The organism is Romboutsia weinsteinii (genome assembly GCF_002250835.2).
Classification (GTDB): domain Bacteria; phylum Bacillota; class Clostridia; order Peptostreptococcales; family Peptostreptococcaceae; genus Romboutsia_A; species Romboutsia_A weinsteinii.
Map to the genome: position 1 here is coordinate 64,722 of NZ_NOJY02000009.1, position 17,028 is coordinate 81,749.

General features: G+C 28.8%; 22 protein-coding genes, 1 tRNA gene and 1 riboswitch. Of the genes, 18 read left to right on the top strand and 5 right to left on the bottom strand.

All coding sequences use genetic code 11. The features are described from left to right. The first annotated feature begins 1 nt into the window (after window position 1). The 8 genes from CHL78_RS06940 (at window position 2) to CHL78_RS06975 (ending at window position 4,165) form a co-directional block, all read left to right on the top strand. Window positions 2-77: transfer RNA gene (locus CHL78_RS06940), tRNA-Met, on the top strand. 62 nt (window positions 78-139) lie between these two features. Continuing rightward, window positions 140-796 (top strand): pentapeptide repeat-containing protein, encoded by a 657-nt coding sequence (locus tag CHL78_RS06945; protein WP_094366120.1) that lies wholly within the window; start codon window positions 140-142, stop codon window positions 794-796. A gap of 31 nt (window positions 797-827) precedes the next feature. Then, window positions 828-1,022, top strand: a complete 195-nt coding sequence (locus tag CHL78_RS06950) for a YwbE family protein (protein ID WP_094366118.1) — start codon at window positions 828-830, stop codon at window positions 1,020-1,022. Between the two features lie 26 nt (window positions 1,023-1,048). After that, on the top strand, window positions 1,049-1,381 hold the full coding sequence (locus CHL78_RS06955; RefSeq protein ID WP_094366116.1) for a winged helix-turn-helix transcriptional regulator: 333 nt from the start codon (window positions 1,049-1,051) through the stop codon (window positions 1,379-1,381). A 237-nt stretch (window positions 1,382-1,618) separates the two neighbouring features. Next, the gene (locus tag CHL78_RS06960; RefSeq protein ID WP_330408593.1) at window positions 1,619-1,768 is read left to right on the top strand and encodes a TlpA family protein disulfide reductase; all 150 of its coding nucleotides are present in this window, start codon (window positions 1,619-1,621) and stop codon (window positions 1,766-1,768) included. A 25-nt stretch (window positions 1,769-1,793) separates the two neighbouring features. Beyond that, window positions 1,794-2,111: a thioredoxin gene (gene trxA, locus CHL78_RS06965; protein ID WP_094366114.1), complete on the top strand. Its 318-nt coding sequence runs from the start codon at window positions 1,794-1,796 to the stop codon at window positions 2,109-2,111. Between the two features lie 407 nt (window positions 2,112-2,518). After that, window positions 2,519-3,775, top strand: coding sequence for an MFS transporter (locus CHL78_RS06970; protein WP_094366112.1), 1,257 nt, complete (start codon window positions 2,519-2,521; stop codon window positions 3,773-3,775). 69 nt (window positions 3,776-3,844) lie between these two features. Continuing rightward, on the top strand, window positions 3,845-4,165 hold the full coding sequence (locus CHL78_RS06975; protein WP_094366110.1) for a (2Fe-2S)-binding protein: 321 nt from the start codon (window positions 3,845-3,847) through the stop codon (window positions 4,163-4,165). Between the two features lie 96 nt (window positions 4,166-4,261). On the opposite strand, the gene CHL78_RS06980 is transcribed toward CHL78_RS06975, so the two are convergent. Together CHL78_RS06980 and CHL78_RS06985 are read right to left on the bottom strand one after the other, a co-directional pair. Continuing rightward, window positions 4,262-4,492, bottom strand: coding sequence for a hypothetical protein (locus tag CHL78_RS06980; RefSeq protein ID WP_094366108.1), 231 nt, complete (start codon window positions 4,490-4,492; stop codon window positions 4,262-4,264). Window positions 4,493-4,625: 133 nt separating this feature from the next. Beyond that, on the bottom strand, window positions 4,626-5,237 hold the full coding sequence (locus CHL78_RS06985; protein ID WP_094366106.1) for an NUDIX hydrolase: 612 nt from the start codon (window positions 5,235-5,237) through the stop codon (window positions 4,626-4,628). Window positions 5,238-5,406: 169 nt separating this feature from the next. Here CHL78_RS06985 and CHL78_RS06990 point away from each other — a divergent pair, with 169 nt between their 5' ends. From CHL78_RS06990 to CHL78_RS07000, 3 genes are all read left to right on the top strand, one after another. Beyond that, window positions 5,407-6,165, top strand: coding sequence for a sulfite exporter TauE/SafE family protein (locus CHL78_RS06990; RefSeq protein ID WP_330408594.1), 759 nt, complete (start codon window positions 5,407-5,409; stop codon window positions 6,163-6,165). Between the two features lie 78 nt (window positions 6,166-6,243). Beyond that, on the top strand, window positions 6,244-7,128 hold the full coding sequence (locus tag CHL78_RS06995) for a carbon-nitrogen hydrolase family protein (protein ID WP_094366104.1): 885 nt from the start codon (window positions 6,244-6,246) through the stop codon (window positions 7,126-7,128). Window positions 7,129-7,158: 30 nt separating this feature from the next. Further along, entirely contained in the window at window positions 7,159-7,737 is a 579-nt protein-coding gene (locus CHL78_RS07000) for a histidine phosphatase family protein (protein WP_094366102.1), read from the top strand. A 216-nt stretch (window positions 7,738-7,953) separates the two neighbouring features. Here CHL78_RS07000 and CHL78_RS07005 read toward each other — a convergent pair whose 3' ends face one another. From CHL78_RS07005 to CHL78_RS07015, 3 genes are all read right to left on the bottom strand, one after another. After that, complete coding sequence (locus tag CHL78_RS07005) at window positions 7,954-8,268, bottom strand: DUF1540 domain-containing protein (RefSeq protein ID WP_330408595.1); 315 nt, start codon at window positions 8,266-8,268, stop codon at window positions 7,954-7,956. Window positions 8,269-8,292: 24 nt separating this feature from the next. Next, window positions 8,293-8,838 (bottom strand): NADH peroxidase, encoded by a 546-nt coding sequence (locus CHL78_RS07010; protein WP_094366099.1) that lies wholly within the window; start codon window positions 8,836-8,838, stop codon window positions 8,293-8,295. Between the two features lie 600 nt (window positions 8,839-9,438). Beyond that, entirely contained in the window at window positions 9,439-9,714 is a 276-nt protein-coding gene (locus CHL78_RS07015; RefSeq protein ID WP_094366097.1) for a hypothetical protein, read from the bottom strand. Window positions 9,715-9,891: 177 nt separating this feature from the next. Between CHL78_RS07015 and CHL78_RS07020 the strand changes: the two genes are divergently transcribed. From CHL78_RS07020 to CHL78_RS07050, 7 genes are all read left to right on the top strand, one after another. Further along, window positions 9,892-11,640, top strand: a complete 1,749-nt coding sequence (locus tag CHL78_RS07020; protein ID WP_094366095.1) for an HD domain-containing phosphohydrolase — start codon at window positions 9,892-9,894, stop codon at window positions 11,638-11,640. 68 nt (window positions 11,641-11,708) lie between these two features. After that, window positions 11,709-11,806: riboswitch (TPP riboswitch) on the top strand. A 92-nt stretch (window positions 11,807-11,898) separates the two neighbouring features. Beyond that, complete coding sequence (locus tag CHL78_RS07025; protein ID WP_094366093.1) at window positions 11,899-12,189, top strand: MTH1187 family thiamine-binding protein; 291 nt, start codon at window positions 11,899-11,901, stop codon at window positions 12,187-12,189. Beyond that, a complete protein-coding gene (locus CHL78_RS07030) occupies window positions 12,164-12,928 on the top strand; it encodes an ABC transporter permease (RefSeq protein WP_094366091.1) in 765 nt (254 codons plus the stop codon). The genes CHL78_RS07025 and CHL78_RS07030 overlap by 26 nt, the downstream gene beginning before the upstream one ends. 10 nt (window positions 12,929-12,938) lie before the next feature. Then, window positions 12,939-13,952, top strand: coding sequence for an ABC transporter substrate-binding protein (locus CHL78_RS07035; RefSeq protein ID WP_094366089.1), 1,014 nt, complete (start codon window positions 12,939-12,941; stop codon window positions 13,950-13,952). Next, window positions 13,933-14,673, top strand: a complete 741-nt coding sequence (locus CHL78_RS07040; RefSeq protein WP_094366128.1) for an ABC transporter ATP-binding protein — start codon at window positions 13,933-13,935, stop codon at window positions 14,671-14,673. The genes CHL78_RS07035 and CHL78_RS07040 overlap by 20 nt, the downstream gene beginning before the upstream one ends. Before the next feature lie 528 nt (window positions 14,674-15,201). Further along, the gene (locus CHL78_RS07045; protein ID WP_094366087.1) at window positions 15,202-15,585 is read left to right on the top strand and encodes a GntR family transcriptional regulator; all 384 of its coding nucleotides are present in this window, start codon (window positions 15,202-15,204) and stop codon (window positions 15,583-15,585) included. A 17-nt stretch (window positions 15,586-15,602) separates the two neighbouring features. Next, complete coding sequence (locus tag CHL78_RS07050; protein ID WP_094366085.1) at window positions 15,603-17,015, top strand: PH domain-containing protein; 1,413 nt, start codon at window positions 15,603-15,605, stop codon at window positions 17,013-17,015. The last annotated feature ends 13 nt before the right edge of the window (window positions 17,016-17,028 follow it).

Here is a 17,028-nt window from a genome sequence, read left to right on the forward strand (position 1 = left end):
TCGCGGGGTGGAGCAGTTGGCAGCTCGTTGGGCTCATAACCCAAAGGTCGCAGGTTCGAGTCCTGCCTCCGCAACCAATTATAAATATATGGCTCTTATATCTTAAGGTATAAGAGTTTTTTTAATTATGGAGGATAAAATGACAACAAATAAAAAAATAGACACAGCACTAAGATATAATAAGGCACAAAAGCTAAATAAAAACTTTATGTACCAAGATTTAAAAAGAAGTAACTGCTACAACAGTGATTTCTCAAATTCAAACTTTAACTTTACAAGTTTAAGAGGTGCTCAATTTAAGTCTTGTAACTTCTATGGATGTACATTTAAATCTGCAGAGCTTGTAGCTACAAATTTAAAAAAGACTAAGTTTGCAAAAGCTAAATTTGAAAATGCTGTGTTTGAAGCATGTAATCTAGAAGGTGCGGATTTTAGTGGTGCAACTTTTAAAAATACTATATTTTTAAACACAGATATAAGTAAGGCTTTAAACCTTAATATTAAAGAATCAGAAGTAAAGATATTTGATGAAATGCCCACTGTAGAAATGAGTGAAAGACTTGAAAACTCTATAAACTTGGCTATGAAAAATCAGTATGTAAAAAAATCAAGAACACTAGATACCAAAGATGGTGGAATTAATAATATAAGTGTAATTATACTTTTAGAAAATTTCAAAGAAAAGCAATTAATAGAAGGATTTACTCTTCTAAGTGAAAGAATGGATAAAGAGTTTTGTACATTAAGTTATATAATAAAGACTTTACAAGGATATAAAGCTCAAGGACTTTTATAAAAATATGTTATAAGATAAAGAGGAAATAACTATGAACGGAAATAATAGAGATAATATAAAGATAGGAAGTAAAGTATCAGTGGTTCAAAAACAAGACCAAATAAGTGGTAACTTAACAGAGGGAATTGTGACTAGAATACTTACAAACTCTAAAAATCATCCACATGGAATAAAAGTTATGCTAGAAGGTGGTATAGTTGGAAGAGTTAAAGAAATTCTTGTATAATAATAAGCTGTATAAGGAGGTATAAGATGTATACTATAGAGGATATAATATACGATTGTCCAGTTGAGGCGCTTTCAAATATATTAGGAAAAAAATGGGTGGCAGCAATAGTATGGCAGCTACAAGATACTAAAATAAGATTTGGAGAACTTCAAAGAGCTTTAGATGGATGTAGCAAAAAAATGCTTACTCAACAACTTGATATGCTAATAGAAAATGATATTATTATAAATGATAAAAAGAGTATTAATAATACTGTAGAGTCAGTTTATTATCTAAGTGAATCTGGTATTTTACTTCTTCCTATAATGGAAAAGATGATAACTTGGAGTAATAAGAATCTGGTATGTGACAAATAAATATTAAAATATTAGGTGGTTACAAAAAAGTACCTAATTGAGAATAGGGTCCTTCCTTGTTATAGTTTGAATATAAATAAAACAAGGAAGGCTTTATTATTATGAAGAAAAAGTTTAGAAAATTCATCTAGTGAGATAAGAAGTAAAAAATATTTATTAACACAGGCTCTAAGCCATATATACTTAATATAGAAGTGATAGGTAGTACTGCATACAAATGAAACTTTAATGCATATTATGTTTGATAATGATGGGGAGTTTGTGTATCAATACGGTATAGGTGCATTCCCAACTACGTTTATAATTAATAAAGAAGGGTATATAACTAAGTATATACCAGGAGCAATGGATAAGCAGACTATGAAAACGCTTATAGAAAATGAATAAATTAAAATACAGAGGAGAATATATTATGTCAAGAATAATAAGCACAGAAGAATTTGTTAGTGAAGTAGAAAATGGAAAGGGAGCTGTAGTAGTAGATTTCTTTGCTACTTGGTGTGGTCCTTGTAAAATGTTAGCGCCAGTTTATGATGCTTTAGGTGAAAGTATGGAAGGTAAAGCGAAATTCTTAAAGGTTGATATAGATCAAAGTTTAGAGTTGGCACAAAAATTTGAAGTTGCTACAGTGCCTACTGTAATAGTTTTTAAGGATGGAAAAGAGTTAGATAAATTAATTGGATTCTTCCCTAAGCAAAAGTTAGAAGAGATGGTAAATGCTCATATATAATTTATTGATGCAAAGAATAATTTAGCACTTTCAGATTAAGTATTGGTTAAAGCTATAAAGGTTTCTAATGAAAATAGATTCTCTATTCATGTACATTCAGTTATTAGAAAAATAGGATATGGATGAAGAAATATGCCTTTTAAATAAAGATCACTATTTAAAACTCCCCCTTAACTCATAAAATGAGGAAGGGGGAGTTTTTTTATGTACAATTCTCTAAGTGTTAAAAAACTCTCACAATGTTGTCTAAGAAACTTACTTATTAATTGTTTGTTAATATTTCAAAAAATAATAACTTGTGGCTTAAGATAAAAGAATTTATTTATTGAGAAAGAGAGATTAATTGGCTACTATTAAATAAGGGGGAGAGTATAAATTAATACTATTATATTGTTAAGGGGGAGAAGATGAGTTTAAGAAATTTATTAATGCCATATAAGGGTTTACCAAGAGAAATATACATTTTGTTTATAGGAAAAATTGTTAACTGTATCGGGGCATTTGTACATCCATTAATGGCTTTGATTTTAACACAAAGAATAGGTATGTCTGCTAGTGAAGCAGGTCAATATGTTACTATGGTTGCCGTATGTCAGGCACCTTGTATTATGTTTGGGGGTAAGCTTGCTGACACTATCGGTCGTAGAAAGGTTATTATAACGTTTCAAATATTAGGGGCAATAACATTATTTATTTGTGGATTAATAGAGCCATCAATTCTAACAGCTAAGATAATGATTCTATCATCTTGTCTATACTCATTATCAACTCCAGCATATGATGCACTAAATGCTGATCTTACTAATCATAGCAATAGAAAATCATCATATTCCCTTTTATATATGGGAGTAAATATAGGGTTTGCGATAGGTCCGTTATTAGGAGGGTTCTTATTTAAAAATTACTTATCATTAATCTTCATTGGAGATGCTATTACTACCTTAATATCATTAGCTTTATTTATTATTTTTGTAAAAGAGAAGAAAGGGAATATAGAAGAAGAAAATACTATTGAAGAGAAGAACAATTTAGAAGAAAAAATAGAGGGTTCCACATTAAAAGTATTGCTTTCAAGACCTATATTAATACTTTTCCCAATTATTTTGCTATTATATCAATTTTCGTATAGCCAATGGGGATTTGCTGTGCCTATACAATTAGGTGATTTATTTGGACCAGATGGTGCAAAAACTTATGGAATACTGGGAAGTATGAATGGGTTAATAGTAATAATATCTACACCAATACTTACCACACTCACTAAAAAGCATAATATATTAAATGTAATGTCAGTAGGTGGTCTATTATATGGAATTTGCTTCTTCCTGATAGGAGCAAAGAGTATAATACCTATATTTTTTTTGGGTGTATTTTTACTAACTATAGGAGAAGTACTAATTGCAATCAACAGTTCAACATTTATAGCAAATAATACTCCTGCATCTCATAGAGGAAGAATAAGCTCTTTAATACCACTAATATCTGGAACTGGGTATGCTGTAGGTCCTATGATAATGGGAGGGATAATAGATGTACAAGGTATTTTTACTGGATGGATGGTAGTAAGTATGACATCTATTATTGGATCAATATTAATGTACAATTTAAAAAGATTTGATGCATCTAGTAAGTCTGTTGTTTTCAATAGAAATAATAAAAATTAGATAAAAATAGTGAAAAAAACTAAAAATAATGGTAGAATATATAAAAAATGATAAATATTGGAGGACAACATGGCTGGAAATAGAATAATATGTCACTGTAAAAATGTAGATTATATAGCAATAAGAAAGGCAATGATAGCTGGTGCTCGTACTTTAGACGAAGTTAAAGAAATGACAGGTGCAGCGACTGGATGTGGAAGATGTGCTGATGAAATAGAAAAAATATTAGCATCAGTATGTGGATGTTTCAACGTTTCTCTTGAAGATGTTGTAAATGCTGTTAATGATGGCGCAGATACAGTTGAAAAGGTTTCAGAAGTTACTAAAGCTGGAGCAGCTTGCGGAAGATGTAAGGCTCTAGTTCAAAATGTTATAGATATAAAGAGATAATAAAAAACTACTAAGGTACATAGTACTTTAGTAGTTTTTTATTATCTTAGCATAAATAATTATTGAGTAGCTAATTTAAATTATTTATTACTTATATTAATGAATATTGTTTTTTTGATGTTCATCTTGTGCGGATTTTTGTGGATTATGAAGATTATTCTTTTTAACTACACTTTTTGTACTGTATTTTGCCTCATCTTGAGATGCAATTTTTGCATTAACTTCTGTATTATTTGCACCGCTATATCCCATTTCTTGAGCAATTTCCAATTTGTTATTTTTGTAATCTTCCATTTTTCTAGTTGATTGTCTTTTTCTATGAGTCATGTGGCCACATCCTTTTTATTTATTTCTTTAATTTTATTATTTCATATTTTAATTTTAAAATTCTTATAATAAATAAAAGCTATCTAGTTAAAATTTGCCTTTAGAATAGATATAAAATAAATTTCTAGTTTGTTTACGATTCTAGAAAATTTAAAAAGTTTTCTAGAATTTTAGCTGTGATACCCCAAATTATATAATCTTTATAGCTATAGAAAAACACTGGATAATTACCAGAACCAAATTTGTAATTATTTTTATTAGGAATAATGTCATATGGAAAATCATTATTAGGAATAATTTTTATTTGATTATCATAGATTGTAGCTTTATTTTCTAATAAATGCTTTATAGGAACTAAAAAAATATGATCAACTTCATCTTCATTTATAGATAACTGCTTTAAATCATGTATAATTCCAAGATATGGATGAATAATTAAGTCCATTGGAGTAACAAGTAAATCTAGTGGAGATATTATCTCAACATTGCTTTTATCTGTACCAAGTTCCTCACAAGTTTCTCTAATAGCAGCGTTTAAAGGAGTTTCACCAGGATCTATTTTGCCACCTGGAAAAGCAATCTCATTTGGCTGTGTATTTAGATTTTTTGATCTAACTTCAAATAATATATGGTGTACTCCATCTTGTTTTACTATAGGTATTAAAACCGAAGCTTTTTTCATTTTTTGAGCGCCATTTATATAAGGTTTGTAATCTTTAAATTTATTTTTTATATTGTCTACCATATTTCCTCCTATTGTTATTATACTGAAGTATTAGTATTTTATTATTATATACTATAATATAAATTTTAACTAATTCTTGAATTTTGAATAAATAAAATTCAAGAATTATTCTGGAAAAGAAATTTGTATAAATATATAATATACATATAGTAAAAATATGGGAGGAAGTATGAGTATATTAATTTTTATTTTTTTATGTGTTGGAGGATTTATAGCAGCATTTGTTGACTCTATAGCAGGAGGAGGAGGACTTATAAGTATGCCTGTGCTTATGATAGTAGGACTTCCAGCTCATCTTGCTCTTGGGACTAATAAATTTGGTGGGGCATCGGGATGCCTAATGAGTACATATAAGTATGTAAAGTCAGGTAAGACAAATAATGACCTATTAAAAAAGCTTGTTCCATTTAGTTTTTTGGGAAGTGTATTAGGTGTTAAATGTGTTCTTTCAATTAGTGAAAATATACTAAATATATTAGTATTTGTAATGATTTTAGGAGTTGCAATATACACCTTTACATCTAAGGGTCTAGGAGATGAAAATAGATTTGAAGAGCTTAATCAAAAAAATATTAGACTAGGGATGATACTTGCATTTGGATTAGGTTTTTATGATGGATTTTTTGGACCTGGAGCAGGTACTTTTTTAACTTTTGGATTAATAAAGATTTATGGATTTGATTTTTTACATGCATCTGCCAATACTAAGGTTCTTAATCTTACAAGTAACTTAACAGCTCTTGTACTATTTATGATATCAGGTCAAGTGCTTTATCAAGTTGCTATTTTTTATGGTATATCTATGATGATAGGGGGATATATTGGTGCTAAGGTTGCTATTAAGAAGGGTTCTAGTTTAATCAAGCCTATTTTTTTAGTAATGGCAATCGGAGTTGCTGCTAAGTTAGTATATCAAACTATATTATAAGTATATATTTATAGCCTATAAAAAGGGGTGAAAATCAACTGGAAAGAGTTAATATTATATATAATTGGGGTGAACTTTATGAATAAAGGTTGGAATCATGAATTAAAGAGAAATTTATGCTTTGAAGATAGATATGCGAAAAAAGTAAAAATTGCTGTTATTCAGATGAAGGTTGATAGAGATGTAGATAAAAATATTACTGTAGCAGAGGATTTTATAAGAAAATCGGTATATGATGGTGCTGATATGGTTGTACTTCCAGAAATGTTTTGCTGTCCATATGAGACTTCTAATTTTCCTATATATGCAGAGCTAGAGGGAGGAGATATTTATAATAGGCTCTCAAGTATTGCTTCTAGATTTGGTATATACTTAGTAGCTGGTTCTGTTCCAGAAATAGATAAGTTCTGTAGAGTATATAATACCTCATATATATTTGATAGGAGTGGAACAAAGATTGGAAAACATAGAAAGATGCATTTATTTGATATAGATGTAGAGGGAGGGCAATATTTTAAGGAATCTGATACCTTAACACCAGGGGATAGTATATGTGTATTTAATACTGAGTTTGGAAAAATGGGATTATGTATATGCTATGACTTTAGGTTTGTTGAACTTTCCAGAATTATGGTTGATGAAGGTGCTAATATAATTATTGTGCCGGCTGCATTTAATATGACAACAGGTCCTGCTCACTGGGAAAATCTATTTAAGATGAGAGCAGTGGATAATCAAGTTTATACTATAGGTGCAGCACCAGCTAGAGATTATGATTCTTCTTATACTTCTTATGGAAACTCAATTGTAGTATCTCCATGGGGTGAGGTAGTTAATAAGATGAATGAGGAAGAGGGATATTTTATTGTTGATTTGGATTTAAACTATATAGATAAAATAAGAAAAGAGTTGCCACTTTTAAAGCAAAGAAGGCATGATATTTATACAATAAGTAACAAATAAAAAATAAAAATTTATAAACAGGGGGATAACATGAGTAAGATATATTTTGTAAGACATGCAACACCAGATTATTCTGTACATGATGATTCAATTAGACCACTGACTGATAAAGGGGTGGATGATTCTAAAAAAGTCACAGAATTTTTGAGTGACAAAGATATACATAAAATATACTCAAGTCCATATAAGAGGTCTGTAGATACTGTTAGTGATTTTGCTAAAAAGTATAATTTAGATATTGAGTTAATAGACGATTTTAGAGAAAGAAAAATTAGTGATTATTGGATTGATGACTTTAAAAGTTACTCTAAAAATCAGTGGGAAGATTTTGACTATAAATTAGAACATGGAGAATCGTTAAGAGAGGTTCAGGTAAGAAATATTAACGAGCTTAGAAAGATATTAAAAAATCATAGTGGTGAAAATATAGTAATAGGAACTCATGGAACAGCTCTAAGTACTATAATAAACTTTTATAAAAGTGATTTTGAATATAGTGAATTTAAAAGAATAAGTGGAATAATGCCATGGATAGTTTGTATAAATTTTGATAATGATAGAGTAGTAGATATCGAAGAGTTTATTTGCGAAACAATAGAATTTATATAAATAGTGATAATATGAAAGAGTCATAGGTAAAGAAATATAATAAAGATCAAATATGTGCTTTAGTAGAATTTCAAGAGAGATTCTTTGATTATTATATAGTAATGTAAAGATATTTGATTAAACGCAAAGGAGGAACGAATTGTTCCTCCTTTGCATCTTAATAAACTATCAATAAGACGATGAAATATAATATATTAAGTCTTCACTATGTAGTTTTTATTTTAATGCAAAAGTAGAACATTCTGTTTCATTATAGATGTGTACATCGCCTCCATTTACTTGAATAGAGTTTGCAGTACATAGTTTATTGTCGTTATGCTTACAATCTTTTGCATCACATACTAAACAATCACAAGGACCGTCTGTATTGGTATTATTAGTCAAATTTGAATAATGAGCTTTGTCTAAGAAAGATGCACAGCAAGTATCACAAGCAGTCTTTGCCCCATACCCACCAACATTTATACGATTTGCATAACAAACACTTTCTTTGTTATGAGAACATTTAGTAACGCTACAATCTATTTTCATTATTATAAATCCTCCTTATAAATCTTATTTAGAAAAATATCTATCTAGTAAACCTTTAAATGCTTTACCATGTCTAGCTTCATCCTTACACATTTCATGTACTGTGTCGTGTATTGCATCTAAATTTTCTTGTTTTGCTAAAGTTGCAAGCTCTTTTTTACCTGCACAAGCACCGTATTCTGCCTCAACTCTAGCAGATAGATTTGATTTTGTATCAGGCATTACAACTTCACCAAGAAGTTCAGCAAATTTAGCAGCATGATCTGCTTCTTCAAATGCTATTCTCCTATATGCCTCAGCTACTTCTGGATATCCTTCTCTGTCAGCTTGGCGGCTCATTGCTAAGTACATACCAACTTCTGTACATTCACCTGTGAAATTTGCTCTTAACATCTCTATAATTTTGTCATTTACACCTTTTGCTGTACCTATATTGTGCTCGTCAGCCCAGTTAAGCTCATCTGTCATTTCTTTAAACTTGTCAGCTCCAACCTTACATACGGGGCATATTTCTGGTGGTGTATCTCCTTCGTGGATATATCCACATACTGTACAAACATATTTTTTCATTTTTTTAATTCCTTTCTTATTAAAGATAGTACTTTAGTATTATTTGTAAATAAATTTTTATTATACAAGATTATTAAAGTAGGAATTATAAATTTTAATAGAGTAGGGGTCGGGTTTTCCGACTCATAGTTATTTTGTTTATATAAAAATTATATAGTATGTATAGTGTATATATACTGTATCTATAGTGTATGGATAGACTATGGGGAATAAAAAGAAAAAGAATAAGAAAAAGAAAAAGAAAAACAACTAATAATAAAATAGGAACTAATAAAAATTAAATACAGTAGTAGTTTAAAATATTAAACTTACATATATAAAAACTAAGGAGGAACAATTAGATCATCCTAGAAATGAATATCTAAATATATAAAACTTAAATACTACTTACAGCTTGATATACTGCCCAAGTTTGGAGTAGGAATTATATTTTCAAAATACTTTTTCACCTCCTAATTTAATTATAACTTATTCACTAAAAATAAATTGATTATTTTGAAAATTAATACAATAATGCATGGTATGTTAAAAAAATATATAAAAAATGCCACAAGATAATAAAAATCTTGTGACAAATTTTGAATATAAAAATAATAAAGTTTATCTATTTATTTTTAACTCCCAATCAGCCTTAGAGAATAAATCAGATTGACTTAAGTGTTTTCTTATTATGTATGAAGTTCCATCTTTCTTGTACTCAGCCTCATAAGAATAACCATATTTCTCGATTTCATAATAATCTAATATCTTAACTGGTTCACCAGCTCTTAAAGAGATAGTCTTTGTATTAGTATCACTACCATCAATATGAGCCTTAATTCTTCTAGCTTTTGCTATATGAGCTATGTCATTTATATCGAACTCTCTTTTTATCATTTATAATCACCTCAATATATTATGTATCTTCTTATTATATATATAATACTAATAAAATACTATAAAAATAAATTTATATCGATAATATTAATTTATAATCACTGACTAAATTTGGAAAATTATGTTATGATAGAGATAATTAAACATAGATTCAATTAAGAAGTGGGAGACGTTAGGATGTTTGAGAACTTATTAGAATTATTACTTGATACTATGCCTTATTCGGTATGGATTAGAGATATAGATGGGAAATTTATCTTTGCAAATGATTTTTACTGCAAGAATATGAATTTAACAAAAAAAGAAATATTAGGAAAGACTGTATTTGATATATATAAAGAAGAATTGGCTATAGAGTATACAAAAAACTATAAGGATGTTATTGATAATCAAAGGCCAATTGAGTTTTCAGGATATACTAATGAAGATTTTTTAGAATGCTATATTGCTCCAATGAAAAAAAATGGAGAAATAATTGCTTTTTTAGGTATATTACAAAATCAAACTAAGAGAAAAAGATATGAAGAAGAAATTATAATGCAAAAGAATGTACTTAAAACTCTTATAGATACTATACCTGATTCTATTTTTTATAAAGATATAGATGGAACATACTTAGATTGTAATGTAGCTTTTGCTAGGGATTATCTTAATTTAGATAGAGAAGACATAATAGGTAAAAAAGATATTGAAATAATGAAAGATGAGAAAGAGCTAAAAACACTAGTTGAAGTAGATTCGAAAATTATTGAGACTAAAGAGAAGCAGACTATTCGTATAAAAAGAGAACACAAAAATAAAATAAAGTATATGGAAACAATAAAAACACCAATTTTAAATAAAAATGGTGAAGTATGGGGTATTGTGGGTATATCTAGAGATATGACAGTTTCAGTACTTGCTGAAAAAGATTTAAAAAAGTTAACATATAAAGATAAGCTAACAGGAGCTTATAATAGGTCTTATTTTGAGAAGAAGATAGAAAGCCTAAAGAAAGATAAGTATATGCCACTTAGTTTAATTATGGGTGATGTAGATGGACTTAAAATAGTAAATGACACTATCGGTCATTTAGAAGGCGATAAGCTTTTAATGAATATTACAAGAGTAATTAAAAATATTTGCAGAAGAGAAGACCTAGTAATAAGATGGGGAGGAGATGAGATAATTATACTTCTTCCAAATACAGATTATGATAGTGCTAAAAAAGTTTGTGAGAGAATAAGAGAAGCTTGTAAAGAAGAACCATATACATTTTTACCTCTTAGCATATCTTTGGGTTGTGCAACTAAGACTAGTATAGAAGATAATATAGAAGATATAATTAAAGAAGCTGAGGGTAAGGTGTATAAAGAAAAACTCCCACAAAGAAGAACCAAGACTTATATGATAGAATCATTACAGAATACTTTAAAGGAAAGAAGTCCAGAAACTCATGCTCACTCAGAGCGAGTAGTAAAATATTCAAAAAGGCTTGGAGAAGCACTAAATTTAACTAGAGATAAAATGGAAGATTTAATAGTATCAGCCAAATTACATGATATTGGTAAGATAGCAATACCTGATGAAATCTTAAGAAAGCCAAGTAAGTTAGCTGAAGAAGAAATGGAAGTCGTCAAGATGCACACAGAAAAGGGGTATAGAATTGTTAAGATGAACCCAAATATCGGTCACATAGCAAAGACAATTCTTTCTCATCATGAAAGATGGGATGGAAATGGATACCCTTTTGGTCTAAAAAAAGAAGAAATACCTTATTTATCAAGAATAATAGCGGTAGCAGATTCCTATGATGCCATGACAAGTTTACGAAGTTATAGAAAGCCGGTTAGTAATGAAGAAGCACTTAGGGAAATAAAAAGGTGTTCAGGTACTCAATTTGATCCTGAAATAGCTTATGCATTTATTAATTTGTTTACTAATTAAAATTGAATATTTAACCATTATATAAAATATTTGTTAAATATAGTTATATGTAGTATAATTGAGTTGAAAATATATGGCAGGGGAGCAGTATGCTGAGAGGAGATTTAATCTCGACCCTTTAACCTGTTTGGATAATTCCAGCGTAGGGAGACACACAAGTACTTAAAAAGTCTTATCTTCTATGGATAGGACTTTTATTTTTTATAAAAAACTACGCATAAAATTAAATATTAATATAAATGAAAGGTGGATTTAAAAATGGTAATAGCAGACGTAGCAGTAATGCCACTAAGACCTTATGCAGGAGAAGAAGAAATGTACAAGGTAGTAGATGCATGTATTGAAGTAATTGAAAAGAGTGGGTTAAAACACGAAGTAGGAGCAAATAGTACAACTATTGAGGGTGAATTTGATGAAGTGTTTGATTTACTAAAAATAGTACACAAGATACCTTTTAACCTTGGTTGCGAAAGAGTTATAACTGTAGCGAGAATAGATGAAAAGGCTGGGGGCATAACTATAGATGACAAACTTAAAAACCATAGATAAAATAAAAAATAGTTTATATCCTATAGCTACTTTTTTATTAATCTTGGTAATATGGCAATTTGCTGTTGATGGATGTAATATACCTCAATATATATTACCTTCACCAACAGATATTATAGGTGTGTTTTTTAAAGATTATCAAAATCTTTCTATGCACACAATAGTAACTCTAAAAGAAGCTATAATTGGTTTTGTAGTTGCAATATTAATTTCATTACTAATGGGAATAGCAATGGACTTTGTACCTATATTTAAAAAATGCTTCTATCCTATTATGTTAGTATCACAAACAATACCTACAATTACTATTGCACCACTGCTTGTAATTTGGTTTGGATTTGAGACACTTCCTAAAATAATAATGGTAACTATGACATGTTTCTTCCCAATACTAATAAGCTTTGTAGATGGGATAGAGAATATAGATAAAGATTATTTAAATTTATTTAAAACTATGAATTCAGGAAAACTAAGTACATTTATACATCTTAAGTTTCCTATGGCAATGGACAAGTTCTTCTCTGGACTTAAAATATCAGCAACGTATGCAGTAATGGCAGCTACAGTTGCTGAGTGGTTAGGTGGGACAGAAGGTCTTGGAGTATATATGGTAAGATCAAAGAGTGCTTATGCACTTGATAAGGTTTTTGCTTCAACAATATTGGTAGTAATATTTAGCTTAGTGTTTGTAGGGATTATACAAGCTATAAGAAAAATAGCACTTAGGCACAATGAATAGGGAGGAAATTATGAGACTAAAGAAATTAATATCATTAGGATTAGTAGGGGCTCTTACAATAGGGTTACTTACAGGATGTTCATCAAAGGACAAAGGTTCAGATACAGAAGGTAACGAGGATTTAAAAAAAGTAACTATGGTACTAGATTGGACTCCAAATACTAACCATACAGGACTATTTGTAGCACTTGAAAAAGGATACTACAAGGATTTAGGATTAGATGTTGATATAATACAACCACCAGATGGAGGAGCGGCAACATTGGTTGCAACTGGTAAAGCTGATTTTGGTATAAGCTATCAAGAGGAAGTTACTTTTGCTAAGACTAGTGAAGATCCACTTCCTATCAAATCAATTGCAACAGTTATTCAACACAACACATCAGGTTTTGCATCAAGAAAAGATAAAAATATAACTTCGCCTAAAGACTTTGAAGGAAAGACTTATGGAGGATGGGGTTCTCCATCTGAAGATGCAATACTTAAGGCAGTAATGGAAAAGAATAATGCAGACTTTAATAAATTAAAAGTTGTAGATATTGGACAAGATGATTTCTTTGCAGCAACTGAAAAAAGAATAGATTTTGCTTGGATATTTGAAGGTTGGGATGCAATAGAAGCTAACAAACGTGGACTTGATTTAAACTTTATACCACTTAAGGATTTAGATGAAAGATTAGACTACTATACTCCACTTATAATATCTAATGAAAAACTACTTAAGGAAGAACCAAATTTAGCTAAAAAGTTTTTAGAAGCTACTAGTAAAGGATATGAGTTTGCTATAGAGAATCCTACTGAGTCTGCTAAGATATTAGTTAAGCATGCACCAGAAATAGACGAAGAATTAGCAATAAAAAGCCAAGAATACTTAGCAGATAAATATAAAGATGATGCAAGTAAATGGGGTGAAATGAAGGATAGTGTATGGAATAACTATACTGCATTTTTAACTGAGTACAAATTAATTAATAAGGAAATGAAAGCTAGTGAAGCATATACTAATGAATTCTTACCACAATAATAAGTTAGAAAAAAATAGATTAAAAAAGATAAGTATAGAGGGTATTTCAAAGTCTTATGGCGAAGTAGAGATTCTTAAAAGTATAAGCATAGATGTACTAGAAGGTGAGTTTGTAGCAATACTTGGTCCTAGTGGATGTGGTAAAAGTACAATATTTAATATTGTTGCAGATCTAGAGGATTGTAATGATGGTAAGGTAGATATTAATGGCAAGTTAAGTTATATGTATCAAAAAGATCTATTACTTCCATACAAAACAATAATAGACAATGTGTCTCTTCCTATGATTTTAAATAAGGAAAAAAAGAACAAAGTCTATGAAAAAGTTAAGCCTTATTTTGAAACATTTGGCCTTAGTGGATATGAGAATAAATACCCAAATGAGCTTTCTGGAGGGATGAAGCAAAGAGCGAATTTCCTTAGAACTTTTATAAATTCTAATGATATTATGCTTTTGGATGAACCTTTTGGAGCGTTAGACTCTATAACTAAAGATTCTATGCAAAGATGGCTTTTAGATGTTAGAAAGAAAGTAAATTCAACTATACTTTTGATTACTCATGATATTGATGAGGCTATAATGCTTGCTGATAGGATATATGTTATATCTAAAAAGCCTTCTGTAGTTAAAGAGGAGTTTGTTATAGACAAGTTTTACTATAATGAAGATAAGTTAGAAAACATTGTTAAATTAAAAAAAGAAATACTAAACTTATTATAGATAGTTTTAATATAAAATACCCTAGAGTGGATATTCACTATAGGGTATTTTTATTTATACATTGTAATGTAGAGTTTTACATATTCTCAATAATTATATTGTTAAGAATATGTAAAATATGTTAAGAATATGTAAGTGAGTATACAATATATATATCAATTGAATATATATAAATGTAAGAAAGATTAAGATTTGAATAAGTAAGTGTCATCGCTTTTAAAATTATTAATATTATAATTTTTATATAAGGAGATGTTAAGGTGACTACCATAGCATGGATTTTTATGGGTACTGCATGGACTGTTATATTAGTTACATGTGCAGTAGCAATGAGAAAAGTTTTAAAATAATGTATTAAATTCTTATCAGCAAAACATATTATTAACTTTATACCATAGATGGTAAAAACTATGAGCTACTAAATTTCTAGCATCATAGTTTTTTTATTTAATAATGGAATATTATGGACATTAAGTATTATTTGTATTACAATGAATAATACAAAGGTGATGTGAGGAGGAACTTATTATGATTGTAAAGTTAAATTTTGATAGTGAAATACCTATATATGTTCAACTTAGAAATCAAATAGTTGTTTCTATAGGAAAGGGTGATTTAAAGCAAGGTGAAAAATTACCAACTGTAAGACAACTAGCAGAAGATTTAGGTATAAATACTATGACAGTAAATAAATCTTATGGAATTCTGAAAAGTGAAGGGTTTATATCTATTGACAGGAGGCATGGAGCAAAAATAAATTCAACACTTACACCAGGAATAGATTTCAAAGAAAAATTAGATGATGAACTATCATTAGTAATAAGTGAGGTTGGACTTAAAGGGATAGAAAAAAAAGAGTTTATGGATATGTGTGAGAAGATATTTAGTACAATGAAGGGAATTAAGGCATAACTTAGGGGGATAAAATAATGTACATGATCATAATGAGTTTATGTGGAATAATCATGGTACTTTCTGTATATATGAGTATGAAATCTTCACTTAAACCTAGAAATAATATATTTATGGGTGTTACACTACCAAAGGAAATAATTGATTCTGAGATTGTAAAGCAGATTAAAAATGAATATAAAAAAGAGTGTAATAAATACTTATTAATCATGGTAGTATCTTATATTCCTGTAATCTTAATAAGTAAGATTTCTTTAAACATGATTTACTTTTTATCTTGGTCATTTATATGGTGTGAAAGTCTATTATATCGACCATATAAGAAAAGGAATCAGAAACTCAAGAAATTAAAGTTAGAAAATAATTGGTTTGCAGGTGAAAGAAAAGTTGTTCACCTTGATACAAAGATGACTATGTTAAAACATAAAATGCCTATATCATCTAAGTATTTTATAATACCATTACTTTTATCATTTATACCTGTAAGTATGAGTATTTCAAATCAAGATGAATACGGGATAATTTTAATTATAGTTGCAGTTATAAATATATTAGTTGTAATAGTACTTTTCTTTATATTTAGGAATTTCAACAAAAGTAAGCTTAAAGTATATAGTGAAAATACTGATATAAACTATACAATTAATAGAGAAGAAAAAAGACTTTACTCAATATTTTGGCTTATACAAACTATCATATATGATTTTATTACAATATTATTATTTATATATATTTTAGGATACTTTGAAATAGGATATTTATTAGTGTTGATTCCAATATTAATAGGAAGTGGTAGTATACTATTTGGGATGTCATACATAAAAAATAGAGTAGGAAAACTTGAAGAAGAACTTACTAGTAGTGATAATAAAGAAATTTTGGTAGATGAAGATGATTACTGGATAGATGGTTTGTATTATTATAATGAAAATGATAGTTCAACAAGTGTAAGGGCTAGACTTGGAACTGGATATACATATAATTTAGCAACAAAGAGCGGTAAATTTGTGGGTAAAACTCTAATTTGGATTATAGTTTCGGTGGTATGTATCCCACTGGCAATTATGCTTTTAAGTATGGATTTTATTCCACACTCAATAAATATAGACGATACAAAAAAAGAAATAAGTATAAAATGTACTACGTATAATTATGATTTTGATATTAGTAATATTGAAAGTGTGGAATTTTTAAACTCAATACCTAAATTTAAAATAAAAACAAATGGAGCTGCTACTAATGAATATGCTATAGGAAACTTTAGAAGTAATGAATATGGAAAGTGTAAAGTTTATGTACACTATGAAAATAATAGCAGTATACTTATTAAATTAAAAAATGGAAATACAGATTACGTAATATACAACGATAAAAGATTAGAAAAAACTCATGATATATATAAAGAAATAAAAAATTCAATTAAAAAATAATAAATAAAATACC